Here is a 26,016-nt window from a genome sequence, read left to right on the forward strand (position 1 = left end):
CGGCAGCGGGACCGTCTCGTGAACGGTCACCGGTAGGTGGACAACCCTCGTGGCCATCACCCTGCCGCTTCCGATGGAAGACGCGCGTCCCTCACCGGTACCGTCCTGGAGGTGGCCGCACGCGGCCCCAGGGTGGGTACCTGCTAGTCTCCCCGCCCGAAGTGGGGGCATCTGCGGTTTTATGCCCCGAGGACGCGTTGCTCTGGGGCGGTTCGTGAATCAGCAGGATGCAGGTCAGCGGGAACCGGGCGATCCGGGGGCGGCGTCGGGGGCGGACCTCTGGCAGCGGCCGGAAGGAAACACCGGACCCGGTCAACCGGATCCGTCGCTCTTCACCCCCCGGGTGGCACCGTCCACGCCCCCGCCGCACTGGGGCCCCGTCCTGGGCACCGGTTCCGGCCCGGCCAACGGTTACGGCCCGGCCAGCACTCCCGGCCCGGCCAGCACTTCCGGGCCCGTCTGGGGCGCCGCGGCCCCCGCCCCGATGTCCGGCCGGAACAAGCGCCTGGTCCTGGGCGGTCTGGGCGGCCTGGTGGCACTCCTGCTGGTCGCCGGGATCGCGTTCGTCGCCGTGCAGGGTTCCTCCGGTGACGACGGCCCCTCGGCCGAGCAACTGCGAGCGCCGTTCCTGGAGGCCGCCAACTCGCTCGGCGCCGCGCCCGGGATCGACTACGACGACGGCACGTACCAGGTGAAGCTCTCCCGGTACGGCGATTTCACCGGCACGTTCGAGGCCCGCTTCACCAGGTACCCGATCATCCGCACCGACGGCGTCACCTATGCGCAACTGGATGCGGCCACGGTGAGCCGGCTCCTGCCCTACGCGTCCACGACGACGGGCAAGTCCTGGGTCCGGCTAGGAGATGTGGCCTACGCGGGTCTCTTCGTCGATGCCCGGGTGCCCGACTCCCCGGAGGCACTGAGCCGGCGGATCCTGGCCGGGCTCAACGGCGCGGACGCCGACTTCACGCCGCCGACGGACTCCGCCGCACCCTCCACGGCCGAGCCGTCCTCGGGTGCGTCCAACACCTCGGTGACGTTCGAGGGCACCCCGGCGCTGATGGCGATGACCGGTGCCGGGGCGGTGTACGTGACCGAGGCGTCCCCGCACAAGCTGCTGCACCTGCCGGTCGAGCTGCTGACGGGCGAGAGCGGTCAGGAGGCCGGGCCGGACACGGCCGGCAGCGCACGGACCGGCCAGACCGATGTCGTCTCGTTCTCCCGGCCCCGCACGTCGGGCGGCCCGGCCGTGGCCGCGTTCGCGGGCGTGAACCTGGCCGAGCTGAGCACCGGGCAGGTCGGCGACGCGTACGACGAGCTGCTCGACCGGGGCCGGGCGCTGACGGAGGTGCTGGACGGGGAGGCCGGACTGGCCCTGGGCCGGCCGAAGGTCAAGTGCACGCTCTCGACCTGTTCGTACCAGGTCAAGGTGACTGCGGACGCGGCGTCCCGGGTCGCGCTGACGGCCACCTTCGAGGTCGACGGCAAGAAGGGCGTGGGCGGATGCAGCGCCGTCGTCACCTTCACGACGAGCCAGGCCCGCACGGTGGGTTGCTCGACGAAGTCGGCGGCGCCCGAGATGAAGGCCGCGATGGCCGACGCCCGCGCCGACGCCCTGGTGCGGTCACGGGCGCTGGGTGGCGCCCGGGTGAGTTACTCGGTGCCCTACTACGGCGAGGGCCGGGTGCGGGGCGTCGTGCCGGTCGGGGTCAAGAAACTGGCGAGCACCCTGCGGGAACGACGCAGCGAGTTCGGCCCGGCGCCGGGCGGCAGCGAAGCCCGGTGACCCCCGGACCCGGCGTGCCGGGCGTCCTCCATCATGAAGGTGACCGGCCCCGTCGGCCCGTCAGTTCTCCCAGACCAGGCAGAAGGGCTTGCCCGCCGGATCGGCGTAGACCCGCCAGTCCGGCCCGGACGCACCCAGCGAGGTCGCCCCGGCCTCGAGCGCAGCCTTCTCGGCGATGTCCACGTCCTCGACCATCACGTCGAGGTGGATCTGCTGGGGGTGGGCCGGATCCGGCCAGCCCGGCGCGGTGTACGGCTCGATCTGCTGGAACATCACCGGCTGGGAGCCGTCCTCACCGATCATGGCGATCCCGTCGGCCTCGAACGTCACCGCCTTGCCGAGCAGCCGGGCGTAGAAGCGGCTGAGACCCTTGGCGTCGGGGCAGTCGAGCATGACCCCGGCCAGGGTGATGCGGGGATCGTCCGGGTTCAGGGCCAGGTCGAAGGGGTGGCCGGCCGGGTCGGCTAACGTGTGCCAGCGCTCGTTGCGACGCAGCAGGGTGGCGCCGAGTTCCTGGGCGCGGGCGGCGGCCGCGTCGATGTCCGGCACCCGCAGGTCCAGGTGGGCCTGCTGCGGGCGGTCCGGGTCGGGCCACTGCGGGGGCTCGTGGCCAGGGGCCTGCTGCAGGCCGATCCGCCAGCCGTCGTCGGTCGTCAGGCTGATCCAGTCGCCGTCGTCACCGGGCACGCGGTACCACCCGGCGAGTTGCTGGTAGAACGTGGCCAGGCGTTCGATGTCGGGGGCGTCCAGGGCCACCGCCCGCAGCGAGCCGATCGCGGGCGAGACGGGCGATACCTGCGTCGTGGAGGTCATTTCCCCGATCCTGCCCAGGTCGGGGCTCGTCCGCCACGGGAAACGCCGTGGTTCAGGCCGGGGCCCCGTTGACGATCGGGCCCAGGGAGCGGGCGAGTTCGAGGCATTCGTCCTGGCTGCCGATGTCGTCGGAGTCGAAGGAGACGTCGCTCTCCTGGGTGGAACGCCCGATGCTCCAGCCCGAACCGGACCGCTGCACCACGACGCTGGCCACCTCCACCCCCTGACCGTCCTGGAGGGTGACGACGGCGCAGTCGTCCCAGCCGTCGGTCCAGGCGACGGAGACCTCGGTGTCACCGGTGCCCCGGCGGTACTGCGTCAGGGCCGCCCGGGCGGCGGCGTCGGACTGGTGATGACCGTGCACGAGACCGCCCGTGACCAGGAGGGCGACGGTGCCCAGCACGCCGGCGACAAGAGACTGCTTCACGGGCACCATGATGGGGGGAATTCCTGTCACCTCACGGCAACCTTCACAGCATCGGCTAATGCCATCCTGGAGATGAGGTGACCACGGTTTAATCGCGCGCGACGCGCGCGCGGGTTTGGGTAGGGTCGCCGGGTTACGCATGGGGATTCTCGGCTCGAGGTGGGCGTTCGGCGCGCAATTCGTCCGTCAGTTGTCGGTTTTCGCAGGACGACGACGCTCATCACCGACCCGGCCAGTGACCGCACCACGTTGTGCGACGGAGGGGTAAGCAGTGACACGCGTATTCAGAGGGCTCGGGCAGCTGGTGTCGCGGAGGCCGTGGTGGGTGATCCTCGGCTGGGTCGTCTTCGCCGTGCTGTCGGTGGTGCTCGCGCCGACGGTGACCGCGACGACCGACCAGGCCGACTTCCTGCCGAACAAGTACGAGTCCATCAAGGGTTATGAGCTGCTGGAGAAGGCTTTTCCGCAGCAACAGCAGTCCGGGGCGACGATCGTCTTCGACCGCGGCGACGGGGCCGCGCTGACCGGGGCCGATCTGGCGAAGATCGCCGAGATCGGTAAGGGCCTGAAATTGGGAGACGCGTTCGGCTCGGTGGACGCACCGGTCCCCTCCCCGACGAATCAGGTCGCAATCGTCAACATCGGCCTGGCACAAGGGGTCACGGGTCAGGACCAGGAAGATCTCGACCAGGTCGCCGACCTGCGTGAAGCCCTGGGGAAGGCGGTCGACGGCACCGGTCTGGACGAGGGGGTCACGGGCTCACTGGCCCAGGGGTACGACCAGACCCAGTCCGGCCAGAACGCCGAAATCATCGTCACATTCGCCACTCTGGGCCTGATCATCCTGCTGCTCGGAGGAATTTTCCGCAGCGTTCTCATCGCCTTCATGCCGGTGGTGCTGGTCGGCCTGGTGTCGGTGGTGGCCGGCGGCCTGATCGCGATGGTGGAGAAGGCGTTCGACCTCAACCACGACCCGTCCACCAGCGTCATCCTGATCGTGGTGCTGTTCGGCATCGGCACCGACTACATCCTGTTCTTCCTGTTCCGCTACCGCGAGGCCCGGCGCGACGGCCAGGAGCACCGCGAGTCCGTGGCCTACTCGATCGAGCACGCCGGGGAGGCGATCGCCTCGGCCGGTGGCGCGGTGTTCGTCGCGTTCATGACCCTGGTGCTGTCGACGCTGGGTATCTTCCGGTCGCTGGGCCCGTCGCTGGCCGTCGCGGTGGCGGTGACCCTGCTGGCGGCGCTGACCCTGGTGCCGGCCGCGGTGACGCTGCTGAACCGGGCGCTGTTCTGGCCCTCGAAGAAGTGGCGCGAGCAGCCCACCGGCACGCGTTTCGCCCGGGTCGGGGCGTCCCTGGGGCGGCACCCGGTGCGGTACGCGAGCGTCTCGGGCGCCTTCCTGCTGGTGCTGGCGGTGTTCGCGCTGCTGTTCAACCCGACCTTCGACCTGGCCGACAGCAATTCGGCCTCCGACGTCGAGTCCGCCCAGGCCACCGCCACGATGGAGGCCAAGGGCTTCAGCGCGGGTGCCACCGACCCGACGCCGATCGTGCTGCACGCCTCCGGCGGCACGGCGCTCACAGAAGATGCGGTCAAGACCTTTGCGGACGCGATCGGTGCCGTCGACGGGGTCGGTCAGGTCAGCGCGACGACCCTCTCGCCGACCGATCCGAGCACGGCGCTGGTCATGACGATCCTGGACTCCGACTCGGCCTCGACCCGGGCGCTGGAGACTGTGAAGGACCGGCTGCGCCCGGCCGCCGACCAGGCCGCACCGGAGGGGTCCGTGGCCTACGTGGCCGGTACCTCCGGAGTTTTCGTCGATTTCCAGGCCGCGATGAACCGGGACTACAAGGTCGTGTTCCCGGTGGCCGCCCTGATCATCCTGCTCATTCTGATGGTGCTGCTGCGCAGTCTGGTCGCGCCCTGGTACCTGATGATCGCGGTCGGGCTGGGCTTCGCGGCCACACTCGGTGCCGCGGTCATCGTCTTCCAGATGATCAAGGGCAACGACGGCCTGATCTTCCTGCTGCCGATCTACATCTACCTGTTCGTGGTGGCACTGGGCACCGACTACAACATCCTCATGGTGGCCCGGCTGCGGGAAGAGGCCCGCGAGGGCAAGGAACCGAGAGAGGCTGCCGCGCAGGCGGTCCGGCACGCCGGGCCGACCGTGGCCGCGGCCGGCGTGATCCTGGCCGGCACCTTCGCCTCGCTCATGCTGGCGGGCAACTCGCTGCTGCTGACCATGGGCTTCGCGGTGTCGTTCGGCATCATCATCGCGGCGGGCGTGATGGCCATGTTCTTCGTCCCCGCGCTCACCGCGCTGTTCGGGCACGCGGCCTGGTGGCCGGGGCACTCCGACACCGCTCCCCCGGCGCACCCGACCGTGGGAGCGGACGCACCGCTGGAGCCGCACAACGACCCGGTGTCCTGACACCGCGTCCTTGATCAGGGGCCGGGTGGGACATCTCTGTCCCGCCCGGCCCTTTGATCAGACCGGGCCGCACTCAGCCGAACAGGGCCGAGACCTTCTGCACGGTCTCCCAGATGCCGTACGCCAGCAGGCCGCCGACCACGACCCACAGGGCGATCGCCGCCCCCTGGACCGAAGCGGGGGCTGAGGCGGCCGCTGGGGTGCTCACGTCGTCCTTCATTTACGCTCTCCTACCGGGGTTTCGGCGGACACGGCGCTGCTCTGAGGCAAAGCCCGCACCAGGGCGTTGGCGGCGAAGCCGACCACGAGAATGCCCACCATGATCTGGAACGACAGGGTGTAGAGGTCGGCGCCGGACTTGCCGGCGGCGTCCTGGTGATCGGCCACCCGGTTCACGACCAGCGGGCCCACCACCCCGGCCGCCGACCAGGCGGTCAGCAGACGGCCGTGGATGGCGCCGACCTGCAGGCCCCCGAAAAGGTCTTTCAGATAGGCCGGGACGGTCGCGAAGCCACCGCCGTAGAAGCTCAGGATCACGCAGGCCGTCACGATGAACAGGCCCACGCCCGAGGTGCCCGACAACGCCAGCACGAGGTACAGCAGCGCACCGATGCCCAGGTAGATGGCGTAGATCGGCTTGCGGCCGATGCGGTCCGACGTCGTCGACCAGACGAAGCGCCCGGCCATGTTGCACAGCGACAGCAGGCCCACGAAGCCGGCGGCCTCGGTGGCATCCACGTCGGAGAAGAAGTCCTGGATCATCGGGGACGCCTGCTCGAGGATGCCGATGCCCGCCGTGACGTTGCAGAACAGCACCGTCCACAGCAGCCAGAACTGCGGGGTGCGGATGGCCTGATTCGCCGTGAGGTCCGCGGGTGCGCCGTGCCCGAGCCCCGGGCGCCGGGCCGCCGCGACGACGGCCGCACCCGAGGAGAAGCCCGGCGGCGTCCAGCCTTCCGCGGGAACCCGGATTACCCAGGCCCCCAGCGACATCAGCACCACGTAGATCGCGGCGAGGGTCAGCATGGTCGGGGCGATCGCGTCTTCGGGCTTGTCAGCGTAGGCGTCCAGCAGCCGGCTCGTCAGCGGCGAGGCCACCAGCGCGCCACCGCCGAAGCCCATGATCGCCAGGCCGGTGGCCAGGCCCGGACGATCGGGGAACCACTTGATCAGCGTGGACACCGGCGAGATGTAACCGATGCCCAGGCCGATGCCGCCGATCACGCCGTACCCGAGGTAGACCAGCCAGAGCTGATCGGTGGCCACACCCAGCGCGGCCACCAGGAACCCGGTCACCCAGCAGGCCATCGACACGGTCATGGCCTTGCGCGGGCCGTTGCGCTCGACCCAGGTGCCCCCGAACGCGGCGGACAGGCCGAGCATGACGATCGCGATCGAGAAGATGATCCCGATCGCCGTCAGGCTGGAGTCGAAGTGGGTGACCAGCGGGGTCTTGAACACGCTGAAGGCGTAGACCTCACCGATCGAGAGGTGTAGCGCGAGGGCCGCCGGCGGGACCAGCCACCGGTTGTACCCCGGCGGGGCGATCGTTCGATCACGGTCAAGAAAACTGGGCATGCGCTCGCTCTCCGGCTCACCATCGGGCTGACGGGCATCAGGCTTGCACAGGTAAGAGACTTTCGTCCCGTTATGCGGCAGCCGAACCGAAGAACGTTCGGTTCCTGCCCCTTGAGGAAGTGGCCACCACGACCGATACGCCAGTTGCCCTAGACGGCGACCGGTCTCACCGCGCCGGCCGGCAGGAAGCGCCCGACCACCGCCACCCCGCCGGCGGTCGCGGCGGCCAATCCGGCGAGCGCCAGCCAGGGCACGGCGTGGCCGACGGCGAAGAGGGCCGTGAAGGCGCCCGGGACCACGACACTGGCGATGGCGAAGCCGTACTGGAAACCGGCCAGGTACATGCCGCGGTGCTGGGCGGGTGCGGCGTCGGCGGCCAGGGCCTGGGCGACCGGGGCGTGGATCATCTCGGCCAGGCAGTAGACCAGCACGAGGACGGCGAGCATGACCGAGGAGAAGATCAGCGACCGGACCGGCAGAACGGCCATGGCCAGGGCCCAGAAGCACCAGAGTCCGCCGGCGGCGGCCAGAGCCTGCACACGGGAGAAGCCACCGAGGCGGTCGGCGACGAACAGCTGCGCCGTGACGATGACGAGGGTGTTGAGCGCCAGCAGGGGCCCGAGCACGGCGACGTGGGCGATACCGCCCTCCTTCACGGCGATGGGCAGGCCGACCATCAGGGCGTCGCTGCAGATCGCGAAGCCGACGTCGACCACGATCAGGCCGAGGAAGGCGCGGTCGTGCAGCAGGGATCTGAGGCCGGACTGCCGCACGGCGGCGGGGACGGTGAGAGTCATCGGTACCTGGAGCAGGAGCACGGCGGCCACCAGGTAGGAGGCCACGTTGAACGCCAGGGCGACCTGGAACAGCGGCACCGAGCCGTGCGCGACGAGCAGCCCACCGATCAGGGCCCCGACGCCGAACCCGACGGCCTGGGTCATGCCGGTCATGGCGAACAGGCGTTCCCGGGACAGCACCAGGGGCAGTCCGGCGAGCATGGAGAAGAAGGTCGCCCAGAAAACCCGCAGCCCGGCGGTCGACAGGACGAACGCGAGGAAGATCGGCACCGGGTCACGGGCGACGAGGAACAGGATGTAGCCCAGCGCCTGGATGAGCTGCCCGGCCACGACCAGGGCACGGGGTGAGAAGCGGTCGGCCAGGCTCCCGGCGAAGAGTGGGATGACCAGGCCGGTCGTGGCGGCGACGCTGGCCAGCAGTCCCACCTGGGCCAGGGGCAGGTCGGCGACGCGGTGGAAGTACAGCAGCACCATCGGCCCGGCCGTGCCCGATCCGAGGGAGTCGATGAGGAGGGACGCGAGCAGGACCGGGTGGACGCGGGTCACGTCGGGTCCGTGGTGGTGTCCGGGGTGGCGAGCACGTCCCGGCGCACGTCGTCCGCGGTCCGGAAGACCTCGCCGCAACGCTGGAACTGCCGGCTGCCCACCCACACGTACGCGCCCACGTCCATGATCCCCTCTCCCGAACCCGCCGGTCCCTGAGGTTACTCAAGCATTACGCAGCGGTTTCCCTCCGGCGTACCGGGCAGACCACGATCCTGCCGGGCACGCAGAGCGGGCTCAGCTCGGGCTTCCGATCGGTGGTCGGCCCCGGCCGGGCGCTGTGCGCGAGCACGGGGCTCTCCTGCTCGAGGACGACTGGGCCCCATCGACTCCGGCCCCCGTCCGCTGGCCGCGCACGACGACAACGGCACGTCATCTACCTGCGCTCGCTGACCAGGAGCCTGTCGCCCGCCCTGCGCATCGGTGCCGTGATCGCCCGCGGGCGCGTGCGGGACCGGATCGCCGCCGACCGGGGGGCGGAAGGACTGTACGTCAGCGGTGTTTTGCAGGCCGCCGCACTCGACGTGGTCACCCGGCCCGGATGGCGTACCCACCTGCGAGATCTGCGGCAGGGGCTACCGCGCCGGGCCCCGACCGGTTTGCCGAGGCCGCGCAGATTCTTCAGACCGTCATCGACGGGCAACCGCGGTGATCATGCACGGCCTGCCAGCGTCTTGACCGGCCGTGCATCACCTCCGGTGACGCGACTCAGCCGAGCCAGCCCCAGTCGCTCGGCGAGGCCGAGTACTTCACGTTGCCCCAGACCGCCTCGACATCGGTGTCGGGGGTCGGGGAGTCGATGTAGACGGTCCGGCGCAGACCGTTCTTCTTGTCGTCCCTGGTGATGCCGACATTCGAGTCCGGGCACAGGTCACCCGGGATGTCGATGATCTCGGTGCAGACCCGCACCGTGCCGCTGGGGCCGGTGAACTCGGCGCTGCGGGCGATCGACTGAAGATCCCCGTTGCCGTCGTAGATGCTCGCCACCGACCAGATCCGCTTGAGCTGGTAACCGCCGGGCATCGTCGTCGGCAGAGGCAGCTTCACCCCGGACGCCTGGGCGTACGTGTCCTCGACCTTCACCCGCGCCTGGTTCTCCTGGACCTGCCCACAGCCGGCCAGAGCCAGGAGCACCATCCCCACAACAGACAGCTTCCTGCTTACACGCGCACGCACTTGCGACGGCCCTCCCCGAGCCTCGAACGGCCAGCCTAATCCGGGCATTTGCTGGCCTACAGCGCGAACCTTCGCACAGCAGGCCCCGGCTCGGTCAACTTCTGGGGCCGCTTTGGCGAAAGAATGACGCAGCGTGAAACACCGTGTTGGCATTGATGATTTGGACACCATCCGGAAAATACTCAGCGCGGTCACACCCCACCAGAGCGCTACCGCGGCCGGAAGGCGATCAGCCCCCGACCATAGGGGTTTTCAGTCGGCTCCCGGACAATCGCGATCGTTACCCGGCCCGCCCCGGGAAGGCGCCACCCTGCGTCCACCGGCCGGCGCACGCTTCCCCGTCTGCGCTACTCCGGATGCATGACGCAACCCACTGACTGTGACCCACAGTCACCTACTTGACACTCAGCGGTGTTAGCTTTGGGGGGTCGGGCATTCCGTCGTCGTCAGGCGAGCAGTGTGCCTCCCGTCGTGACCACCGGCGGAAGACAAGCAGCCTCCGACCGGAAGGGAACAGCCGTGAAATTGGTGCCTTGGCCGCGCAAGAACGACCGGACGTCCGCGGGACGGACCGGCCGTTCCCCCGTCGAGGCGCCCACCCAGCGCCGGCGTTTTGTCCGCGAGATGGTGCGGGTGCCGCTGGTGGTGCTCGACTCCCACGGCATCCGCCTGGCCACCGGCGCCACCATCGAGGTCAGTGAGGGCGGCGTCCGCGCCCACCTGAACCAGCATCTGCACGAGAACACCCGGGTACGGGTGGAGCTGCACCTGGCCCGCGACCGCATCGTCGCCATTGGCGGCACCGTGCGGCGCGCCCCGGGCGACCGGCGGCCGATCGTGGTCGCGTTCGACCACCGGCACGCCCACCAGGACGACCTGCGGGCCCTGGTGTTCGCCGCCCAGCGGGCCAACGCCAAACGCTGAAGCCCCGCCGGTGTTCTGCCGAGACACCGGTTTCAGCCGAAGCGACGTCGGGGGAACGACATGGCGGTCACCGCCCTGAGGATCGGCCGGTTCAGCGTCTCGGTGGCCAAGGCCGAGACCTGGGTGAGGCAGTACACCGCGGAACGTACCCGGCCCGTCTACGCCTACCCCGCGTACGACGGCTACCGGGAGAGCGAGCGGACCGGTCCCCTGGAGGACGCCGACCTGCTCGCTCCGGTACTGCTCAACGTCCGGCCCACCCTCGAGTCCTACTACTGGCTGCAGAGCCGCCTGCCGGTGCTCAACGAGGCACTGGACCGGATCCCGCGCGACGCGTCCGTCCACGACACCGACCTGAACCTGCTCGAGCCGCTGTTCGCCGTGCTCGACGACAACACCCGCTGGGGTGTGCAGATGACCACTCTGGCCAAGGTGCTGCATCGCAAGCGCCCCGGCTTCATCCCGTTGTGGGACAACCAGGTGCGCGCCTGTTACCTGGGCACAGACGCCCCGCTCCAACGAGTGCCGAGCCGCAGCCGGGGCCAGTTCGCCGTGGCCGTGGCCACCGCCATGCGCGACGACCTCGCCGCGGCCGCCCCGGCCTGGGAAGCCCTGGCGACCATCGCCTCCGAACCGGCGACCACTCCCCTGCGCGTCCTGGACATCGTCGCCTGGAATCTCGGCAAGGACGGCGAATCGGTGCCACGCCAGGCCGACCCGGCCGACCCGGCCAACCCGGCCGGGCCGGCCGACGCGATCGTCTCCGAGCCCTAACCCTCACTGCTCCAGTCGAGCAGCCGCTGCGCGAGATCGGCCATCCGCTCCCGCAACTGCGCCGGCTCCTCGATCACGAAGGGCAGGTCGAGCCCGGCGATCAGGGCCGGCACCCAGTCCAGCCGCTCCGCGTTCAGCCGCACGCGCACCCAGCCCGGATCGTCCGCCGGCTCCTCCACCCGGGCCAGCCCGGGCGGCAGGCGCCGCGTCACGTCGCCCGCGCGGCCCTGCACCCGGACCGAGACCGGATGCGCCCACGGGGTCCGGGCCAGGGACGTCAGCACCGTTGCCCCCGGATCGGCGTCGGGTGCCGGCTCAAAGGTGCCCGGCACCCGGGTGACCCGCGAGATCCGGTCCAGCCGGAACGTCCGTTGCTCTCGCTCTTGCTCCTCGACCGTCGCCGTCAGGTACCAGCGGCCCGCGTGCCCCACGACGTGGTGCGGCTGGATCACACGAATGGACGCGTGTCCCTCCCGGTCGGTGTAAGCGATCTCGACGCAACCCATCTCGTGGGCGGCAACGGCCAGGGACAAGAGGACGCCGGTGTCCACCGGCGGTTTGCGGGCCGCCGGGGCGGTGAACGCCGCCGTCGCGAGGAACGCCTGCATCCGCGTGCGGGAGGCGTCGGGCAGGACACGCCGTAGCTTGGCCAGGGCGCTCTCGGACGCGGTCGAGTCCGGCACCAGACCGGCCCGGCTACCGATGACCAGGCCGGTCATCACCGCGATCGCCTCGTCGTCGGTGAGCATGAGTGGCGGCATCCGGAATCCCGGGGCGAGCCGGTACCCGCCGTAGCGCCCTCGCTCGGACTGCACCGGGATGCCCAGATCGACCAGGTGCGCGGCGTAGCGCCGCACCGTGCGCTCGTCGACGTCCAGCCGCTGCGCCAGGTCCGCGACCCGGCGGGTGCCCCCGGCCTGGAGGATCTCGAGCAGCGCGAGTACGCGGGACGTCGGACGGGTCATCGGGAAAGAACATCACGAATACCGGGCGGATCCTGTCCGGAATCCCTCGTACGGTCGCGGCATGACCACAACCAGCTTCGCCTCGATCCGCATCATCACCGCCGACGTGACCGGCCTCGTCGCCTTCTACGAGAAGATCACCGCCACCTCCGCCGACTGGGCCACCGACCTGTTCGCCGAGGTGCGCACCCCCGCCGCCCGGGTGGCCGTCGCCGGCACCGCGACCCTGGCTCCCTTCGGCATCAGCCTCGACCCCGCCGCCAACCGCTCGGTCGTCGTGGAGTTCCTGGTGTCCGACGTGGACGCCGAGTACGACCGCCTCAAGGGCGAACTGGACGGGCTGGACGTGGTGCAGGAACCCACCACCATGCCCTGGGGCAACCGCTCCCTGCTCGTGCGCGACCCGGACGGCAACCTGGTGAACCTCTTCACGCCGGTGACCGAGGCCGCACAGGAACGGTTCGGGCAGGCCGGCTGAGGGCAGCACCTACCGATGTCACGACGGCCGGCCCGGTGGCCGTTTCTCTTGAGGCCCCACGGGAATCACCCAGAAATCGCGGCACTCGGGGTACGGAGGATCTCATGACGAAGCACTGATCGATTGTGTACACACGGTACATCCGGTACCCGATGTACCGTTTGTACATGATTGATCTACCTCGTCGGTCTGTCCGGGACGTCCGCGAGCGACTGGCAGACGTGGTGGACGAGGCCTGTCACGACCGGCCCACCGTGATCACCCGCCGAGGCAGGCCCGTGGCGGCCCTCGTCCCGATCGACACCCTGCGGCGCTACCTCGAGCTCGAAGAACGCGAGATCAACCGCATCATCGACGAGCGGATGTCCGGGCACCTGCAGAATGAGGACGAGAGCGGGGAAGCGGGCGGGCGGACTCCGGCCGGAGCCGTCCCCCTGGAGACCGTCCTGCGCGAAACCGTCTCTCGTGCAGAGTGATTACCAGACGTTGGTGATGCCCGCAGCCCGCGGGGAACTGGCACGGGCCTCGCGGGCTGCGGCCCTGCGCATCCTGAGGAGCCTGATCGATCTCGAGACCGATCCTTACGGTTTCTTCTCGTCCGGGCCGGTCCCCTTCTCCTCCCGACCGGAACGTCGCATGCTGCAGGTGGGCGACCATCGGGTGGTCTACACGATCGAGCGGCAACACATCGTCGTCTGGACCGTGCGAACCACCGGGCACACGCCTGAGCCAGAGCAGTAATTCAGTACCGGCCGGGGAATGCCGGTGGGCCCGGTCGATCCCCGCAGGGATCGACCGGGCCCACCGGTTCTTTCTGACGTACTGAAAGACCTGAGGATCAGGCCAGGTCGAACCGGTCGGCGTCCATGACCTTGACCCACGCCTTGACGAAGTCCGCGACGAACTTGTCCTGGGCGTCGGCGCTGGCGTAGACCTCGGCGAGGGCGCGCAGGATCGAGTTCGAGCCAAAGACCAGGTCCACCGCGGTGGCGGTGTACGTGACCTCGTCGGTGCCCAGGTCGCGGATCTCGTAGAGGTTCTCGCCCTCGGCGGCGGCCTTCCACTTCGTGCCCGGGGAGAGCAGGCCGACGAAGAAGTCGTTCGTCAGCTGACCCGGCTTGTCGGTGAAGACACCGGCCGCGTTGCCGCCCACGTTGTTCCCGAGCACCCGCAGGCCACCCAGGAGCGCGGTCATCTCCGGGGCGGTCAGGCCCAGCATGTAGGCGCGGTCGACCAGCAGCACCTCGGGCTGGGTCTTCTCGCCCTCACGCAGGTACTGACGGAAACCGTCGGCCCGCGGCTCGAGCACCGCGAACGACTCCACGTCGGTCTGCTCCTGCGTGGCGTCGGTGCGGCCCGCGTGGAACGGCACGGTCACCTCGACGCCGGCATCCTTCGCGGCCTTCTCGACGGCGGCCGTACCGGCCAGCACGATCAGGTCGGCCAGCGAGATCTGGGCGCCACCGGCACCGTTGAACTCGGCGCGGATGCCCTCGAGCTTGCCCAGGACGGACGCCAGCTGCTCGGGCTGGTTGGCCTCCCAGCTCTTCTGCGGCTCCAGGGCGATGCGGGCACCGTTGGCGCCACCGCGCTTGTCGGTCGAACGGAAGCTCGCGGCGCTGGCCCACGCGGTCTGCACCAGCTCGGCCACGGACAGGCCGGACTCCAGCACCTTGGCCTTGAGCGACGCCACGTCGGCGTCGCCGACCAGGGCGCCCTCGGCCGCGGGAACCGGGTCCTGCCACAGCTGCGGCTCGGCGACCCACGGGCCCAGGAAGCGCTCGACCGGGCCCATGTCACGGTGCAGCAGCTTGTACCAGGCCTTGGCGAAGGCCAGCTGGAACTCGTCCGGGTTCTCCAGGAAGCGCTGGGAGATCGGGCCGTAGATCGGGTCGAAGCGCAGGCTCAGGTCGGTCGTCAGCATCGTCGGGCGGTACTTCTTCGACGAGTCGTAGGCGTCCGGGATGATCTCGTCGTCCGTCTTGGCCACGTAGTGCTTGCCGCCACCGGGGCCGGTGGTCAGCTCCCACTCGTACCCGAAGAGGATCTCGAAGAAGCGGTTGCTCCACTCGGTGGGCTTGTCGGTCCAGGTGACCTCCAGACCGGAGGTGACCGTGTCCTTGCCCTTACCGGTGCCGTTCGGGTTCAGCCAGCCCAGGCCCTGGGCCTCGATGGCCTCGCCCTCGGGCTCGGGGCCGACCTCGGCCACGGACGCACCGTGCGTCTTGCCGAAGGTGTGGCCACCGGCGATGAGGGCGACGGTCTCCTCGTCGTTCATCGCCATCCGGCCGAAGGTCTCGCGGATGAAGTGCGCGGCGGCGCGGAAGTCGGCGCTGCCCTTCGGGCCCTCGGGGTTGACGTAGATGAGGCCCATCTCGGTCGCCCCGACACCGGGTAGCACCTCGTTGTCGGAGACGTAGCGGCTGTCGGCCAGCCAGGTGTCTTCCGGACCCCAGACGATCTCTTCGGGCTCCCACACGTCGGCGCGACCGAAACCGAAGCCGAAGGTCTTGAAGCCCATCGACTCCAGCGCCACGTTGCCGGCGAGCACGAGCAGGTCGGCCCACGAGACGGTCTGGCCGTACTTCTGCTTGACCGGCCACAGCAGGCGGCGGGCCTTGTCCAGGTTGGCGTTGTCGGGCCAGCTGTTCAGCGGGGCGAAACGCTGCCCGCCGTCACCGGCGCCACCGCGGCCGTCCTCGATGCGGTACGTGCCGGCTGCGTGCCAGCTCATCCGGATCATCAGGCCGCCGTAGTGACCGAAGTCGGCCGGCCACCAGTCCTGCGACGTGGTCAGGACCTCGACGATGTCGGCCTTAAGGGCCTCGACGTCGAGTTTCTTGAACGCCTCGGAGTACTCGAAGTCCTCACCCAGCGGGTTGCCCTTGGACGAGTGCGCGTGCAGCACCGAGAGGTCGAGCTGGTTCGGCCACCAGTCCCGGTTCGCACGCGGTGCGCTGGTCTTCGGGGTCGGCGCGCTGATCGCCGGGTTCTCGCTCTCGCTGCCGTTCGCCGTCACTGAGTCGTGCGCGACGGGGCAGCCGCCCGCGTTCTGGGTGTCGCTCATGTGCATCCTTCCGGGGCTGGCCAATTACTGAGATGTGCGTTCGGCCGTACAACGGGGGCACATGCCCCAGTAGACGACCTCCGCCTCGTCGACCACGAAGCCGTGGTCGTCCGCAGCGGTGAGACAGGGGGCGTGACCCACGGCGCACGCCACGTCGGCGATCGCTCCACACGATCGGCACACGACGTGGTGATGGTTGTCGCCCACACGGGTTTCGTACCGCGCGTTGGCACCCATCGGCTGGATCCGCCGGATCAGCCGGGTTTCGGTGAGTACACGCAGAACGTCGTAGACGGCCTGGTGACTCACTGCCGGCAGCTCGTCCCGCACCAGGCTGATCACCGTGTCGGTGTCGACGTGCGGGTGCTCGTGCAGGGCCGTCAGTACGGCCACGCGGGGCCGCGTCACGCGCAACGAGACCGAGCGCAGCTGGGCCTCGAAGTCGGACGTCATGCGGAAGACCTTAAGGCACTTTTCTGGAGTAGTTCAAGTTTCTGGCTGGGTGAATCCGGGCAGACGAACGGTCAGGCGGCCCACCTTGAGCCGGCCCGACATCCGCCCAGGCCGAGGCCGGCGCCCGGTTGCGTGCTTCGCCAAGGCTGATCGCTCTGCGCGAACCTCCGAACCGCCTCCGGGATTCCGGCGGCTACCAGCAGATCCGCGTCGCCACCGGCGGCGTGGCTCGCGAGCGCGGATCCGGGGCGAACCCGTTCCAGACGATCGCCGACGCCCTGCGCGTCCCTGCGCCGGCCCCTCTCGGCACCCTGAGGCGCAAGCGTCATTTCCGGTACCGAGGTGTCCGGGTCGTTCGGCGGGCGGACGGTCACCTGCTCGGTGTACTGAGAGAATCATCCGTGCCCAAGACCGAGAAGAGCCCTGCCCCCGAAGATCCGCGCCGGCCTCTGGAGATACGGATCCAGGTGCTGGCCACGCAGGCCCAGGCCCTGGCCCTTCAAGACGTTCTCGGCGCGGCGATCTGCGGCGCAGAACTCGACCACGACGGCCCCTGCCGGATGGCCTGGACCACGGACGTGAACACGGACCTCCCCAAGAAGGACCGCAAGTTCCTCCGGAAGCTCCTCGGGCCGGTCGAGACCTGGGAGAACACGGCGGTGAACAAGTCCCTGGGGATTGTGGACGAGAGCTCGGGCTGATGACCAGCATCGATTGTCCCCATCAAGCCGGTGATGACTAGGCTCCGTGAGTGGAATCAGGTACGGGCACGCCCCGGAACGCCGAAGACCAGCCTTCTGCCGGCACCGCAGAGCGCGAGGACGGTCGGATGGCTGATGTGCTGCCCTTCCCCGGAGCTCCCGGAGCCAAGCACGCAGGCGAGCCGGAGGCCGATGCGTTCTACCACCAGGGTCAGGCCCTGAACTCGGCCGGAGATGCCGCGGGCGCGCTGGATCACTTCGAGCGGGCTCTGGGCCGGTACCGGGCCGCCGCCGACCGGGCGAACGAAGCCGCCACGCTGAACGAGATCGGCAGCACCTACTCCGATTCCGAAGACCCACGCCGGGCCTTCGAGCCTTTCGAGCTGGCTCTTCTCATCCTGCGGGAGACCGGCGACCGGTTCGGTGAGGCCACCGCCCTTCACAACATCGGCCATGCCCACCACCGGCTCGACGACACCACGAAGGCCCTCGAATTCTTCCGGCAGGCCCTCCCGATCCGCCGGGCGGTCGGTGACCGGGCCGGCCGGGCCGTCACCCTCGTCAACATCGGCCTGGTTCACGAGAAGCTCGGTGAGTACCTGCCGGCCGTCCACAACTACACGCAGGCCCTCACCCTTCAGAAGCAGCTCGGCGACCGGGCCGGTGAGGCCGCGACCCTGAACAGCCTCGGCCATGTGCAGGATCTCCTCGACAATCCCCAGCAGGCCATCAACAACTACCATCTGGCCCTTCCGATCCTGCAGGAGCTCGGAAACCGTTCCGCCGAGGCCACGATCCTCAACAACCTCGCCGTGATCGCCCACAAGAACCGCTATCTGGAGCAGGCGCAGGCCTACATGGACCAGGCTCTGGAACTGGTCCGCGCTCTGGGCGACCGCTCCACCGAGGCCTCGTTCACCTTCGCCAGTGCCATCATCATGTACAAGCTGGACCGCCCGCAGGAAGCTCTCACGACGCTACGCGGGGCGATCGACCTGGCCACCGAGGCCGGGAACCCTGATCTGACGGACATGCAGGAATTCCGGGAGCACCTCGAAAAGTCTCTCCCGACGCAGGGATAGCCGCGGATCCGGGGCGACCACGACGTCCTTCATCGGTCGGTTTTCACCACCACCTCGACCTCGCGCACCTGCAACGCCGGGCTGAGCGACAGCACGCAGGCGGTGAGCACCAGGCCGGTGCAGATGAGCAGGCCGCGCTGCAGGCCGCTCGGGTGACGGTGACGAGGTCGGCGGTGAACATCACGCTGGTGACCAGGGCGACGCCGAACGTGGCCGAGAGTCGTTGCGTCAGCTGGAGAAAGGCCGCGGCGACGCCGTGGTGGGTCGGCGGGGCGAAGCTCAGGGTGATCGCGCGCAGCGGAGGTTCGAAAACGGCGGACGAGGTGCCGACGACGATCTCGATCGCGATCAGCGCCACCAGGAATGCCGCACGGTCGAGCGTCGTCCCCACGACGACCAGGCCCATCGTGGCCACGGTCTGAACCGCGAGCGCGAGCGGCAGGGTGCGCGGGCCGAGTCGGGCGTACACGCGGGAGGTCACGGACGAGGCGGCGACGCGGGCGAGCGCGCCGGGGATCAGGGTGGCGGCGACGGCCAGGGGGCTCCAGCCCAGGCCCTGCAGGAGGTAGATCGTGAGCACGGTCGAGTGGGCCAGGACTCCGCCGAACCACAGCAGGGCGACGAGGTTTCCGATCACGAATCCGCGGGCGGTCATGAGAGCCGGGACGAAGAGCGGGGTTCGGCCGCGGGCGGCGTAGCGGCGTTCCCAGATGACGGTCGCCACGGCCAGAAGCGCGCAGGCGCCGATGACGGCCCGCAGACGGGTGCCGTCGATCCCGGTGTCGATCACGGGAACGGTGACGAGCAGAACGAACGCTCCGACCAGGAGGATGCCGGGCAGGTCGAGATCGGTTCTTCGGGCGGTCCGGGCCTGGCGCGGGATGAACCGGAGCGTCAGGAGCAGGGTGGCGAGAATGAACGGCAGGTTCAGGGCGAGCACCACGCGCCAGGCAATGCTGTCGGGTGCGACGGTGAGCACGAGCCCGGCGCCGAGAGGGCCGATCACGGCGGCGGCTGCCCCGGCCGCGGTGTAGGCGGCCAGGGCCCGCACGCGTCGTATGCCGGTGAACTGGTCCTGGATGATCCCGAGTACCTGCGCGCTGATCAGCCCGGCGCCCAGGCCCTGCACGGCGCGAGCGCCTACGGCCGCCACGATTCCCGGAGCAGTGGACGAGGCGAGCGCCCCGAGGGCGAACAGGGCGAGTCCGGTGACGAACAGGGTGCGGCGACCGAGGACGTCCCCCAGTCGTCCACCGGGAACCAGCCCGAGACCGAAGGTGAGGGAGTAGATCGACAGGAACCAGGCGACCCCGCTGCTCGGGGCGCCGAGTTCGGTGCCGAGCGACGGCGCGGCGTAATTGACCACGGCCGAGTCCAGGAGCGTCGCGAAGCCGGCCCCGACACAGGCGGCGAGCAGGCCCCGTTGCTCCCGGGCGGCGAAATCTGCGGAATCGTTGACGTCAGCAACGTAACCTTGCCAATCGTCCTTTGTCCACTAATCTGGTGGACATAGGTACGCCGGCACGTCTCGCAGGAGGTTCCGTTGAGTGATTTCGAGGTCCGCCAGATCGTTCTGTCGACCGACGACCTGGACGCGTCGATCCAGTTCTACACCGAGACCCTGGGCTTCACCCTGAAGTTCCGTGACGGCGCCCACTACGCGGCGCTCGACGGCGGGTCGGTCACCGTGGCCCTGGCGACACCCGTGGACCACCCTCTGCCCGGCAAGACCGTGGTCGCCATCAAGACCGCTGACGTGGACGCGGCGGCGAAGGCGATCGAGGCCGGCGGCGGCGCCATCGTGAAGGGGCCGTACAACGACGCCCACGAACGGCGTGCGGTGGTCTACGACAACCAGGGCAACGGGCTGGTGTTCTACAGCTCTCTGCCGCGATGAGCCGAGCGCGCGGCGGTGCCCGAAGCTCCTAACTTTCGGCGACCAACCGGGGCCACCGCGCCTGCCCATCGATCTGCTGAGCGAAGTGCGCGGCGGCACGGAGAAGTTCGGCAATGCCCAGCGCCTGCTGCGCGGTCATCTCGAAGGTCTCGCCCAGGGTGATCCGGGGTGGGCTCGGGCATACCCCAATCGGCTCGGCGAGCAGGTCGAAGCCCACCCGCTGCGCAAACGCACCCGCACGATGTCGCCGGCGACAGCCACGGCACCGATCTGCCGCTCGTGATCGACGGCCTCCTCGTCCACGACGGACGACCTGAACCAGCGATGCCCCTCGTCGTGCTCAATCTCCCGCATCAAAAACCCTCCCCGTCAGAACCATTCACAAATTGTCGACGAAGCCCCTGGCCCCCACGCAGCACTGGCCGGGCTGCCGGCCAGGTCTTCCCCACGCAGGGGCCAGGGCAGGTTCGGCGTCCCCCGTTGCGACTCCGCCCGGGAAAGGGGCGGGCGACACTGAACCCTTCTTCGGGCCGCGCTTCTTGCGGCCTGCGACAACTCTGGGCGAGAGAAGAGATCGCGGCAATGTCAGGTTTTAAGTCAATTTTTCCATGACACTCTGGTCGTGTAATTCTTACGCCATGTCACCCGTCGCTGATCAGACATGGTCGATCGCGCTGGAGTTGGGCGCAGAACTCAAGGCACTGAGAAAACGAGCCAAGAAGACACAGAGTGATGTCAGCGCAGCCCTCCTTGGGTCGCGCGACAGAACCAATCGCATAGAAGCGGGGAAGGGTCCCTTCAAATGGGAACATGTGCAGGCTCTCTGCAGCCTCTACGATGTCCCGGCCGCCCATACCTCGCTTCTCGTCGAGATGGCGAAATCCACTCAGGAGAAGGGCGATTGGCTGGAGTCCAGCCCGCAGCGCTTCGGTCTCTACCTCCTGATGGAAAAGCGAGCCACGAGCGTCACGACGGTGACCCTCGACGTCATCCACGGGCTGTTACAGACGCCGGAATATCACGAAGCTCTGCAGGCCGACTATCCCTACCCATCGCCTGACGATGCCGTCGCCCAACGCAATAAGCGCCAGGAACGGCAAGCCGCCTTCTGGGATCGCGGCGACGCCTGCCTGAAGGTGGTGATGTCCGAGGCTGCCCTACGGCGGCTCGTCGGTTCCAGCGCCATCATGGCCGAGCAGATCATCCGGCTTCGCTATATGGCCCGGCGAGATGGGGTGAGCATTCGCTACATCCCGCTGGATTACGCGACAGCGCCATCACTTCCGGGCGCCTTCACTCTCATCACCACCGAACTGGGGACCAGTGCGTATACCGAGCACCTAGGTGGCGGGCGCGTACTGAGCGCCCCCACCATCGTCACTCAGGCCCGAGCTCTCGCTAATCTCGCTACGAAGGCTTCACGCGACATAGGAGAGTGGCAATGATGGGTGACACCGAATGGATCAAGGCGAGCGCCAGCCAGGCTTCGGGTGACTGCGTAGAGATGCGTCGCCACGACGGCCTGATTCAGGTGCGGGACAGCAAAGACCCCGACGGCCCGATCCTCAGTTTCCCCCGTTCCCCGATGGCAGCCTGGCTGGACGCCGCCGGCAACGGCGAGTTCGACGTCCTCCGCTGACTCCCGGCCCGGATCCCCCGACGTCGGTCGGGGGATCCTCCACCGGGCGAACGGATCTACACCGACCGATCGATGCGGTAGACGACGTGGGTGGCCAAGGGTGAGGCCGCGACGTCGATGGGCTCGGCCTTGAGGTCGGTGATGCCGTCGAAGAGCCGCTCGCCGCTGCCCAGCAGTACGGGGGCTGTGCTGAGCATGATCTCGTCGACGATCCCGCGCTGCAGGCCCTGCCGCACGGCGCTCGACCCGCCGGCAATCGTGACGGTGTCGTTTCCGGCCGCCGTGACCGCCTGCTTGATCGCCTCGTCGAAGTCGCCGACGAAGTAGAAGGTGGTGCCACCCTTCATCTCGATCGGTGCGTGCGGGTAGTGGGTGAGCACGAAGACGGGCGCGTGGTACGGCGGCTCGTCGCCCCACCAGCCGCGCCAGTCGGAGTCGTCCCATTCTCCGCGGACCGGCCCGAACATGTTGCGGCCCATGACGTACGCGCCGCGCGGCGCCATGAGTCGATCGTTCATGCGGCGGTCGGCGTCGTTCGCGAGCTCGCCGATGCGCCAGCGGTGCACCTCGATCCCGCCGACGCCGAGCGGGTTGTCCTGGCTCTGGTCGGGGCCGGCGACGAAGCCGTCGAGGGAGATGGAGAGGTGGGCGGTGATAGGAGGCATGCCCTACCGACTGCGCCCAACCATCAAACTCATCGGGCTGCCGGCCCGACCGGACGGCCGGTGTCGATGCAGACGCCGAAGAACAGGTCGCCCGGCCGGGTGAGGATCGCCGCGGCCACACTCCCGGACAGCCGGTCGTCCACCTGCACCGGATTCAGATGGCCGGCGGCCAGGTCGATCAGCTCCATCAGTCCTCCTCCCCCAGCAGGGCCCGCACCCCGTCCGAGTAGCCCTCGATGCTCGTACCGGGCATCAGCAGGTTCTGCACCAGGAAGCCCTGCGTGATGCCAAGCATGACGGCACCCACCTGGGCCGGATCGGCCGCGGCCGGGAGATGACCTTCCGCCTGCCAGCGCTGAGCCACCTCGGAGTACCGGCTGCGCAGGCGCGAGATGGCGGCGTCAACCCGGGCGCTGAGGTCGGGATTGCGCACGGCCTCGGCCCAGACCTGGAGCGCGATGCGGGTCAGGTCCACGCCCTCGACTGTCTCGCGGGCCACGTTGGTCATCAGGTGGTCGATCATCGTCGTGACGGCCTGGGCCGGGGAGGGCGCCGGGTCCATCTCGAGCAGCCGGGCGAACACCTCGTCGGCCGTGCCCAGGGCGCTCTCGGCCACCGCCCCGATCAGCTCCTCCTTACTGCGGAAGTAGCGGTACACCGCCCCGGCGGACAGCCCGGAGGCCGCGATGATGTCGGCCATCGACGTGGCATGAAAGCCGTTTCGGGCGAACAGCTCCCCCGCGGCAGAGATGATCTCGCCGCGGCGGGCGGCACGGTATTCCTCGGTGACGCGGGGCATGCCACCACCTTAAAAGCGAACGTTCGTTCTTGACAACGGGACCTGCGGCTCCTAGCTTGAAAACGAATAACCGTTCTCTTTTAAGGAGCGAACGTCCATGTCCACGGACGGCGCCACGACTTCCCCCGCAGCACCCCGGCACTCCCCCTGGGCCCAGGTCGCCGTCACGGTGGCGATGCTGACCGTGCTGATCAGCCTGATCCTCACCGCGTTCGCCTGGCCCGCGGCACGGTCATCGGCCCACGACATCCCGATCGCGGTGGCCGGCCCCGCCACGGCCGCCGACCAGGTGATCGCCGCCCTCCAGCAGCGCGACGCCGGGGCCTTCGACATCACCCGGGTCGACGACACCGCCGCGGCCGAGGCCGCCGTGCGCGACCGGGACGTCTACGGCGCGATCGACGTCAGCACCGGCACCCCGCAGGTACTCATCGCCTCGGCCGCCAGCCCGGTAATCGCGCAGACGCTGCAGGCCGTGGGCACCGCCATGTCCCAGCCGGCCGGCCAGCCGACCACCGCCGTGCGCGACCTCGCTCCCCTGCCCGCCGACGACCCCCGCGGCGCCGGCCTGGCCGCCGGCTCACTCCCCCTCGTGCTCGGCGGCATGCTCGCCGCACTGCTGCTGACCAACCGGGTGCGCGGCGCGTCCCGGCGCATCGTCGGGGCCCTGGCCTACTCGATCACCGGCGGCCTGGCCATGGCCGCGATCCTGCAGTTCTGGCTCGGCTCGATCGAGGGCAGCTACTGGGCCGACGCCGGGGCCATCGCCCTGGCCGTCGGTGCCACCTCGGTGGCCATTCTCGGCCTGGAAAGTCTGCTCGGCGCGCTCGGATTCGGCATCGGCGCGGCGACCATGATGCTGCTGGGCAATCCCTTCTCGGGCACAACCAGCGCACCCGAGATGCTGCCGGGCTGGTCAGGTCAGGTGGGCCAGTTCCTGCCGCCGGGCGCGGCCGGGCACCTGCTGCGCTCCACCGCCTTCTTCGACGGCCACGGCGCACTGCAGTCGGTCGTCGTCCTCACCGTCTGGCTGCTGGCCGGAGCCGTACTCGTGACGATCGGCAGCACCCGCTCGTCCCGCCGCACCCGCCAGGCCATGGCGCAGCCGGCTGAACCCGCCCTGGCCTGAACGCCCCGCCCCGGATCGGGGAAGTTCCGTGCGCCGTGACCGCACGGAACTTCCCCGATCACGGGTCGCAGCGGCCGGCCATGGATGAAAGAGCTCAGCCCTTGCGAAGGGCCGTGTGGTCCACCGGGCAGCCACCGTTCGCGGGGGCGCCCTCGTCCCCCCACACCGATTCGTGCGGGTGCGGGGAGGTCGACCGCTCGGCCATCGTGATCGCGTGACGGCCGGAGCGCGAAGATTCCAGGTCGGCCAGGTGCACGGGCACGTCGGGGCGCAGCGACTTCACCGAGAGCCAGTGCTTGACCAGCGCGGCACCCTGCTCCTGGGGCTTGTGCGGCATCGGGTGACTCGGGAAGCGGAAGCGCGAGCCGATGCGGTTGGACGTCCAGCCGGTGTCGTTCGGCGGCATCTCACCGTGCACCGTCTCGTGCCGCGTGCAGAACTTGGCGAAACCGTTCTGGCTGGAGGAGAGGTTGTTGAGCTTCATCCGGTTCTGCTTGAACCCGGCGCGCACGGCCCGCAGCGTCGCGATCTCGATCTGGGACATCTTATACTCGTCGAAACGGTCTGTGCGCGAGAGCATCTGCCGGTCAACCGGGCCGTGGATGGCCTCACTGATACGACCGGTCCAGTCGTAGCGGCGGGTGTCGAGGAAGTTGGTGGCCAGCTCCTCGTCCACGTACCAGCCGTTGAAGATCGTGCAGTACCGCTGCCCGGCGATGTCGATGTCGAAGTTCGTCTGCAGCGGGATCGCCGGCCAGCACGCGAACGGCTCGCCGTACGCGGCGTCGTCGCCCGCGGTCACGTCGGTCTCCGGGTGCCGCGGCCACGGGATGTCGATGAGGTACTGGGCGGCGTTCGGCACGGACGCCATGACCAGCTCGCCCTCCTCGCCCATCGCGATCATCGGCAGCACATCGAAAGAGGCCGGGCGGTAACCGGTCGTCCGCTGGATGAGCGCGGATCCACCGTTACGGTGCACCCAGTCGGTCACGTCGAGATAGCCGCCGTCACCGACCCAGCCGCCGTCCGGCGTGCGGTACCCCGCCGCGCGCAGCATCTGCTCGGTCACGAACATCGGGCCCAGCTCGCCGGGCGCCGTCGGCCCGCCCAGCACCGTGATCACGGTCTGCGGCGGAACCGGCGCGCTCATGGCAGTTTTCGCGTGATCGACCACGGCCTTGAGCAGGTCGACCGCGCTGCGCGCCTCGGGCCGGTACTGAATCACGGCGTGCTGCAACGCGTGCTGACGCCCCGAGCAACGGTCGGAATTGATCCACGAATACCGCACCCAGAACTGCATCTCGTTCGGCTGCACGGTGAACGTGCGCCCGGGCCCGACCTCGGCCCGCAGCTCGCGGATCCGGGTGCTGCGCGCGGCGTAGGTCAGGTCGGCCGCGGTGAAACCACAGACCGAGGCCATCTCCTCGTCGCGTTCCAGCCACTCGTACATGAGCGCCCAGTCGCCCGCCACCCGCTCGGGATCGATCGGCGCGCGCTCGGTGTCGTGCCGGAATGCCGTGGTGTTCCGGAACACCGGGTGCTCCGGCGGGGCCTCCGAGAACGAGCTGCTTGAGGACGACGTTGTCACCGCAGACGCAGTGGTCCCCAGAGAGTCGATGGCCGGGGAGGACGAGGCGGTCACCGCAGATGTGCTGACCGCCGCAGATGTGCTGGCCACCGCAGATGTGCTGGCCGCCGCAGACCGATGCGTCGCCGACGCCGGGCTCTCCAGATCGGTGAACGGCGGCACCGCGGCGATCGGCGGCATCGGGGTGACGGGGGTGACCGGGGATGTCGGGGCGACCGAGGGCCGCGTGCCCGCCGAAGACCTCGCGGTCGGCGCAGATCTCGGGGTCGCCGACGGCCGAGCGGTCCCGGAAGGT

At 69.3% G+C, this 26,016-nt stretch carries 30 protein-coding genes; 14 read left to right on the forward strand and 16 right to left on the reverse strand.

What is annotated here, in order from left to right; all coding sequences use genetic code 11:
* Nucleotides 1-343: 343 nt before the first annotated feature.
* Entirely contained in the window at nt 344-1,786 is a 1,443-nt protein-coding gene (locus LR393_RS33380; protein WP_231489216.1) for a hypothetical protein, read from the forward strand.
* Between the two features lie 60 nt (nt 1,787-1,846).
* Here LR393_RS33380 and LR393_RS33385 read toward each other — a convergent pair whose 3' ends face one another.
* Both LR393_RS33385 and LR393_RS33390 read right to left on the reverse strand, forming a co-directional pair.
* Nucleotides 1,847-2,599: a VOC family protein gene (locus LR393_RS33385; RefSeq protein WP_231489217.1), complete on the reverse strand. Its 753-nt coding sequence runs from the start codon at nt 2,597-2,599 to the stop codon at nt 1,847-1,849.
* 52 nt (nt 2,600-2,651) lie between these two features.
* Nucleotides 2,652-3,026, reverse strand: a complete 375-nt coding sequence (locus LR393_RS33390; RefSeq protein ID WP_231489218.1) for a hypothetical protein — start codon at nt 3,024-3,026, stop codon at nt 2,652-2,654.
* A gap of 271 nt (nt 3,027-3,297) precedes the next feature.
* On the opposite strand from LR393_RS33390, the gene LR393_RS33395 reads away from it, so the two are divergent.
* Nucleotides 3,298-5,466: an MMPL family transporter gene (locus LR393_RS33395; protein ID WP_231489219.1), complete on the forward strand. Its 2,169-nt coding sequence runs from the start codon at nt 3,298-3,300 to the stop codon at nt 5,464-5,466.
* Nucleotides 5,467-5,539: 73 nt separating this feature from the next.
* On the opposite strand, the gene LR393_RS33400 is transcribed toward LR393_RS33395, so the two are convergent.
* The 5 genes from LR393_RS33400 to LR393_RS33415 all read right to left on the reverse strand — a co-directional run bounded on the left by LR393_RS33400 (nt 5,540) and on the right by LR393_RS33415 (nt 9,527).
* Nucleotides 5,540-5,686, reverse strand: a complete 147-nt coding sequence (locus LR393_RS33400) for an MFS transporter small subunit (protein ID WP_231489220.1) — start codon at nt 5,684-5,686, stop codon at nt 5,540-5,542.
* Nucleotides 5,683-7,044, reverse strand: coding sequence for an L-lactate MFS transporter (locus LR393_RS33405; RefSeq protein WP_231489221.1), 1,362 nt, complete (start codon nt 7,042-7,044; stop codon nt 5,683-5,685). The genes LR393_RS33400 and LR393_RS33405 overlap by 4 nt, the downstream gene beginning before the upstream one ends.
* Nucleotides 7,045-7,193: 149 nt before the next feature.
* Nucleotides 7,194-8,387, reverse strand: coding sequence for an MFS transporter (locus tag LR393_RS33410; RefSeq protein WP_231489222.1), 1,194 nt, complete (start codon nt 8,385-8,387; stop codon nt 7,194-7,196).
* The gene (locus LR393_RS36025; RefSeq protein WP_269328309.1) at nt 8,384-8,512 is read right to left on the reverse strand and encodes a hypothetical protein; all 129 of its coding nucleotides are present in this window, start codon (nt 8,510-8,512) and stop codon (nt 8,384-8,386) included. The genes LR393_RS33410 and LR393_RS36025 overlap by 4 nt, the downstream gene beginning before the upstream one ends.
* 580 nt (nt 8,513-9,092) lie before the next feature.
* Nucleotides 9,093-9,527 (reverse strand): hypothetical protein, encoded by a 435-nt coding sequence (locus LR393_RS33415; protein ID WP_231489223.1) that lies wholly within the window; start codon nt 9,525-9,527, stop codon nt 9,093-9,095.
* A gap of 552 nt (nt 9,528-10,079) precedes the next feature.
* On the opposite strand from LR393_RS33415, the gene LR393_RS33420 reads away from it, so the two are divergent.
* Both LR393_RS33420 and LR393_RS33425 read left to right on the forward strand, forming a co-directional pair.
* Entirely contained in the window at nt 10,080-10,484 is a 405-nt protein-coding gene (locus tag LR393_RS33420) for a PilZ domain-containing protein (protein WP_231489224.1), read from the forward strand.
* Nucleotides 10,485-10,544: 60 nt separating this feature from the next.
* Nucleotides 10,545-11,258 (forward strand): DUF6308 family protein, encoded by a 714-nt coding sequence (locus LR393_RS33425; RefSeq protein WP_231489225.1) that lies wholly within the window; start codon nt 10,545-10,547, stop codon nt 11,256-11,258.
* Here LR393_RS33425 and LR393_RS33430 read toward each other — a convergent pair.
* Nucleotides 11,255-12,223, reverse strand: coding sequence for a helix-turn-helix transcriptional regulator (locus LR393_RS33430; RefSeq protein ID WP_231489226.1), 969 nt, complete (start codon nt 12,221-12,223; stop codon nt 11,255-11,257). The genes LR393_RS33425 and LR393_RS33430 overlap by 4 nt on opposite strands.
* Nucleotides 12,224-12,284: 61 nt before the next feature.
* Here LR393_RS33430 and LR393_RS33435 point away from each other — a divergent pair, with 61 nt between their 5' ends.
* The 3 genes from LR393_RS33435 to LR393_RS33445 all read left to right on the forward strand — a co-directional run bounded on the left by LR393_RS33435 (nt 12,285) and on the right by LR393_RS33445 (nt 13,442).
* Nucleotides 12,285-12,701, forward strand: coding sequence for a VOC family protein (locus LR393_RS33435; protein ID WP_231489227.1), 417 nt, complete (start codon nt 12,285-12,287; stop codon nt 12,699-12,701).
* A 167-nt stretch (nt 12,702-12,868) separates the two neighbouring features.
* Nucleotides 12,869-13,177: a type II toxin-antitoxin system Phd/YefM family antitoxin gene (locus LR393_RS33440; protein ID WP_231489228.1), complete on the forward strand. Its 309-nt coding sequence runs from the start codon at nt 12,869-12,871 to the stop codon at nt 13,175-13,177.
* Nucleotides 13,178-13,193: 16 nt separating this feature from the next.
* A complete protein-coding gene (locus tag LR393_RS33445) occupies nt 13,194-13,442 on the forward strand; it encodes a type II toxin-antitoxin system RelE/ParE family toxin (protein WP_231489229.1) in 249 nt (82 codons plus the stop codon).
* A 97-nt stretch (nt 13,443-13,539) separates the two neighbouring features.
* Here the strand turns inward: LR393_RS33445 and katG are convergent, their stop codons facing one another.
* Nucleotides 13,540-15,768, reverse strand: a complete 2,229-nt coding sequence (gene katG / locus LR393_RS33450; RefSeq protein WP_231489230.1) for a catalase/peroxidase HPI — start codon at nt 15,766-15,768, stop codon at nt 13,540-13,542.
* A gap of 24 nt (nt 15,769-15,792) precedes the next feature.
* Nucleotides 15,793-16,221, reverse strand: a complete 429-nt coding sequence (locus LR393_RS33455) for a Fur family transcriptional regulator (protein ID WP_231489231.1) — start codon at nt 16,219-16,221, stop codon at nt 15,793-15,795.
* Between the two features lie 401 nt (nt 16,222-16,622).
* Between LR393_RS33455 and LR393_RS33460 the strand changes: the two genes are divergently transcribed.
* Entirely contained in the window at nt 16,623-16,922 is a 300-nt protein-coding gene (locus LR393_RS33460) for a hypothetical protein (protein ID WP_231489232.1), read from the forward strand.
* Nucleotides 16,923-17,050: 128 nt separating this feature from the next.
* Nucleotides 17,051-18,004 carry a tetratricopeptide repeat protein gene (locus LR393_RS33465; protein ID WP_231489233.1) on the forward strand — a complete coding sequence of 318 codons (954 nt, stop codon included), beginning with the start codon at nt 17,051-17,053 and terminating at the stop codon, nt 18,002-18,004.
* Nucleotides 18,005-18,047: 43 nt separating this feature from the next.
* Here LR393_RS33465 and LR393_RS33470 read toward each other — a convergent pair whose 3' ends face one another.
* Nucleotides 18,048-19,421 carry an MFS transporter gene (locus LR393_RS33470; RefSeq protein WP_269328316.1) on the reverse strand — a complete coding sequence of 458 codons (1,374 nt, stop codon included), beginning with the start codon at nt 19,419-19,421 and terminating at the stop codon, nt 18,048-18,050.
* A 126-nt stretch (nt 19,422-19,547) separates the two neighbouring features.
* On the opposite strand from LR393_RS33470, the gene LR393_RS33475 reads away from it, so the two are divergent.
* On the forward strand, nt 19,548-19,901 hold the full coding sequence (locus LR393_RS33475) for a VOC family protein (protein WP_231489235.1): 354 nt from the start codon (nt 19,548-19,550) through the stop codon (nt 19,899-19,901).
* 28 nt (nt 19,902-19,929) lie between these two features.
* On the opposite strand, the gene LR393_RS33480 is transcribed toward LR393_RS33475, so the two are convergent.
* Nucleotides 19,930-20,118 (reverse strand): hypothetical protein, encoded by a 189-nt coding sequence (locus LR393_RS33480; RefSeq protein WP_231489236.1) that lies wholly within the window; start codon nt 20,116-20,118, stop codon nt 19,930-19,932.
* A 421-nt stretch (nt 20,119-20,539) separates the two neighbouring features.
* On the opposite strand from LR393_RS33480, the gene LR393_RS33485 reads away from it, so the two are divergent.
* Nucleotides 20,540-21,346, forward strand: coding sequence for a helix-turn-helix domain-containing protein (locus tag LR393_RS33485; RefSeq protein ID WP_231489237.1), 807 nt, complete (start codon nt 20,540-20,542; stop codon nt 21,344-21,346).
* Entirely contained in the window at nt 21,343-21,540 is a 198-nt protein-coding gene (locus LR393_RS33490) for a DUF397 domain-containing protein (protein ID WP_231489238.1), read from the forward strand. The genes LR393_RS33485 and LR393_RS33490 overlap by 4 nt, the downstream gene beginning before the upstream one ends.
* 56 nt (nt 21,541-21,596) lie before the next feature.
* Here LR393_RS33490 and LR393_RS33495 read toward each other — a convergent pair whose 3' ends face one another.
* Genes LR393_RS33495 through LR393_RS33505 form a run of 3 tightly spaced genes read right to left on the reverse strand, consistent with a single transcriptional unit; the run spans nt 21,597 to nt 23,004 of the window.
* Nucleotides 21,597-22,205 (reverse strand): dihydrofolate reductase family protein, encoded by a 609-nt coding sequence (locus LR393_RS33495; RefSeq protein WP_231489239.1) that lies wholly within the window; start codon nt 22,203-22,205, stop codon nt 21,597-21,599.
* Nucleotides 22,206-22,234: 29 nt separating this feature from the next.
* Entirely contained in the window at nt 22,235-22,393 is a 159-nt protein-coding gene (locus tag LR393_RS33500; protein ID WP_231489240.1) for a hypothetical protein, read from the reverse strand.
* Nucleotides 22,393-23,004 (reverse strand): TetR/AcrR family transcriptional regulator, encoded by a 612-nt coding sequence (locus tag LR393_RS33505; RefSeq protein WP_231489241.1) that lies wholly within the window; start codon nt 23,002-23,004, stop codon nt 22,393-22,395. The genes LR393_RS33500 and LR393_RS33505 overlap by 1 nt, the downstream gene beginning before the upstream one ends.
* 97 nt (nt 23,005-23,101) lie before the next feature.
* Here LR393_RS33505 and LR393_RS33510 point away from each other — a divergent pair, with 97 nt between their 5' ends.
* A complete protein-coding gene (locus LR393_RS33510) occupies nt 23,102-24,133 on the forward strand; it encodes an ABC transporter permease (RefSeq protein ID WP_231489242.1) in 1,032 nt (343 codons plus the stop codon).
* Between the two features lie 94 nt (nt 24,134-24,227).
* Here the strand turns inward: LR393_RS33510 and LR393_RS33515 are convergent, their stop codons facing one another.
* On the reverse strand, nt 24,228-25,721 hold the full coding sequence (locus LR393_RS33515; RefSeq protein WP_231489243.1) for a nitric oxide synthase oxygenase: 1,494 nt from the start codon (nt 25,719-25,721) through the stop codon (nt 24,228-24,230).
* A 10-nt stretch (nt 25,722-25,731) separates the two neighbouring features.
* Between LR393_RS33515 and LR393_RS33520 the strand changes: the two genes are divergently transcribed.
* The coding region (locus LR393_RS33520) for a hypothetical protein (RefSeq protein WP_231489244.1) at nt 25,732-26,016 on the forward strand (285 nt) is incomplete at its 3' end.

The organism is Kineosporia mesophila (genome assembly GCF_021129235.1).
In the GTDB taxonomy this organism is placed as follows: domain Bacteria; phylum Actinomycetota; class Actinomycetes; order Actinomycetales; family Kineosporiaceae; genus Kineosporia; species Kineosporia mesophila.

What these genes read in the sequence shown, in the direction of transcription:
- LR393_RS33430 (WP_231489226.1), bottom strand. Translation starts at nt 12,223, where the DNA reads ATGACCCGTCCGACGTCCCGCGTACTCGCGCTGCTCGAGATCCTCCAG.
- LR393_RS33400 (WP_231489220.1), bottom strand. Translation starts at nt 5,686, where the DNA reads ATGAAGGACGACGTGAGCACCCCAGCGGCCGCCTCAGCCCCCGCTTCG.
- LR393_RS33385 (WP_231489217.1), bottom strand. Translation starts at nt 2,599, where the DNA reads ATGACCTCCACGACGCAGGTATCGCCCGTCTCGCCCGCGATCGGCTCG.
- LR393_RS33490 (WP_231489238.1), top strand. Translation starts at nt 21,343, where the DNA reads ATGATGGGTGACACCGAATGGATCAAGGCGAGCGCCAGCCAGGCTTCG.
- LR393_RS33405 (WP_231489221.1), bottom strand. Translation starts at nt 7,044, where the DNA reads ATGCCCAGTTTTCTTGACCGTGATCGAACGATCGCCCCGCCGGGGTAC.
- LR393_RS33455 (WP_231489231.1), bottom strand. Translation starts at nt 16,221, where the DNA reads ATGACGTCCGACTTCGAGGCCCAGCTGCGCTCGGTCTCGTTGCGCGTG.
- LR393_RS33465 (WP_231489233.1), top strand. Translation starts at nt 17,051, where the DNA reads ATGGCTGATGTGCTGCCCTTCCCCGGAGCTCCCGGAGCCAAGCACGCA.
- LR393_RS33495 (WP_231489239.1), bottom strand. Translation starts at nt 22,205, where the DNA reads ATGCCTCCTATCACCGCCCACCTCTCCATCTCCCTCGACGGCTTCGTC.
- LR393_RS33510 (WP_231489242.1), top strand. Translation starts at nt 23,102, where the DNA reads ATGTCCACGGACGGCGCCACGACTTCCCCCGCAGCACCCCGGCACTCC.
- katG (WP_231489230.1), bottom strand. Translation starts at nt 15,768, where the DNA reads ATGAGCGACACCCAGAACGCGGGCGGCTGCCCCGTCGCGCACGACTCA.
- LR393_RS33505 (WP_231489241.1), bottom strand. Translation starts at nt 23,004, where the DNA reads ATGCCCCGCGTCACCGAGGAATACCGTGCCGCCCGCCGCGGCGAGATC.
- LR393_RS33425 (WP_231489225.1), top strand. Translation starts at nt 10,545, where the DNA reads ATGGCGGTCACCGCCCTGAGGATCGGCCGGTTCAGCGTCTCGGTGGCC.
- LR393_RS33500 (WP_231489240.1), bottom strand. Translation starts at nt 22,393, where the DNA reads ATGGAGCTGATCGACCTGGCCGCCGGCCATCTGAATCCGGTGCAGGTG.
- LR393_RS33485 (WP_231489237.1), top strand. Translation starts at nt 20,540, where the DNA reads ATGTCACCCGTCGCTGATCAGACATGGTCGATCGCGCTGGAGTTGGGC.
- LR393_RS36025 (WP_269328309.1), bottom strand. Translation starts at nt 8,512, where the DNA reads ATGGACGTGGGCGCGTACGTGTGGGTGGGCAGCCGGCAGTTCCAGCGT.
- LR393_RS33435 (WP_231489227.1), top strand. Translation starts at nt 12,285, where the DNA reads ATGACCACAACCAGCTTCGCCTCGATCCGCATCATCACCGCCGACGTG.
- LR393_RS33440 (WP_231489228.1), top strand. Translation starts at nt 12,869, where the DNA reads ATGATTGATCTACCTCGTCGGTCTGTCCGGGACGTCCGCGAGCGACTG.
- LR393_RS33445 (WP_231489229.1), top strand. Translation starts at nt 13,194, where the DNA reads ATGCCCGCAGCCCGCGGGGAACTGGCACGGGCCTCGCGGGCTGCGGCC.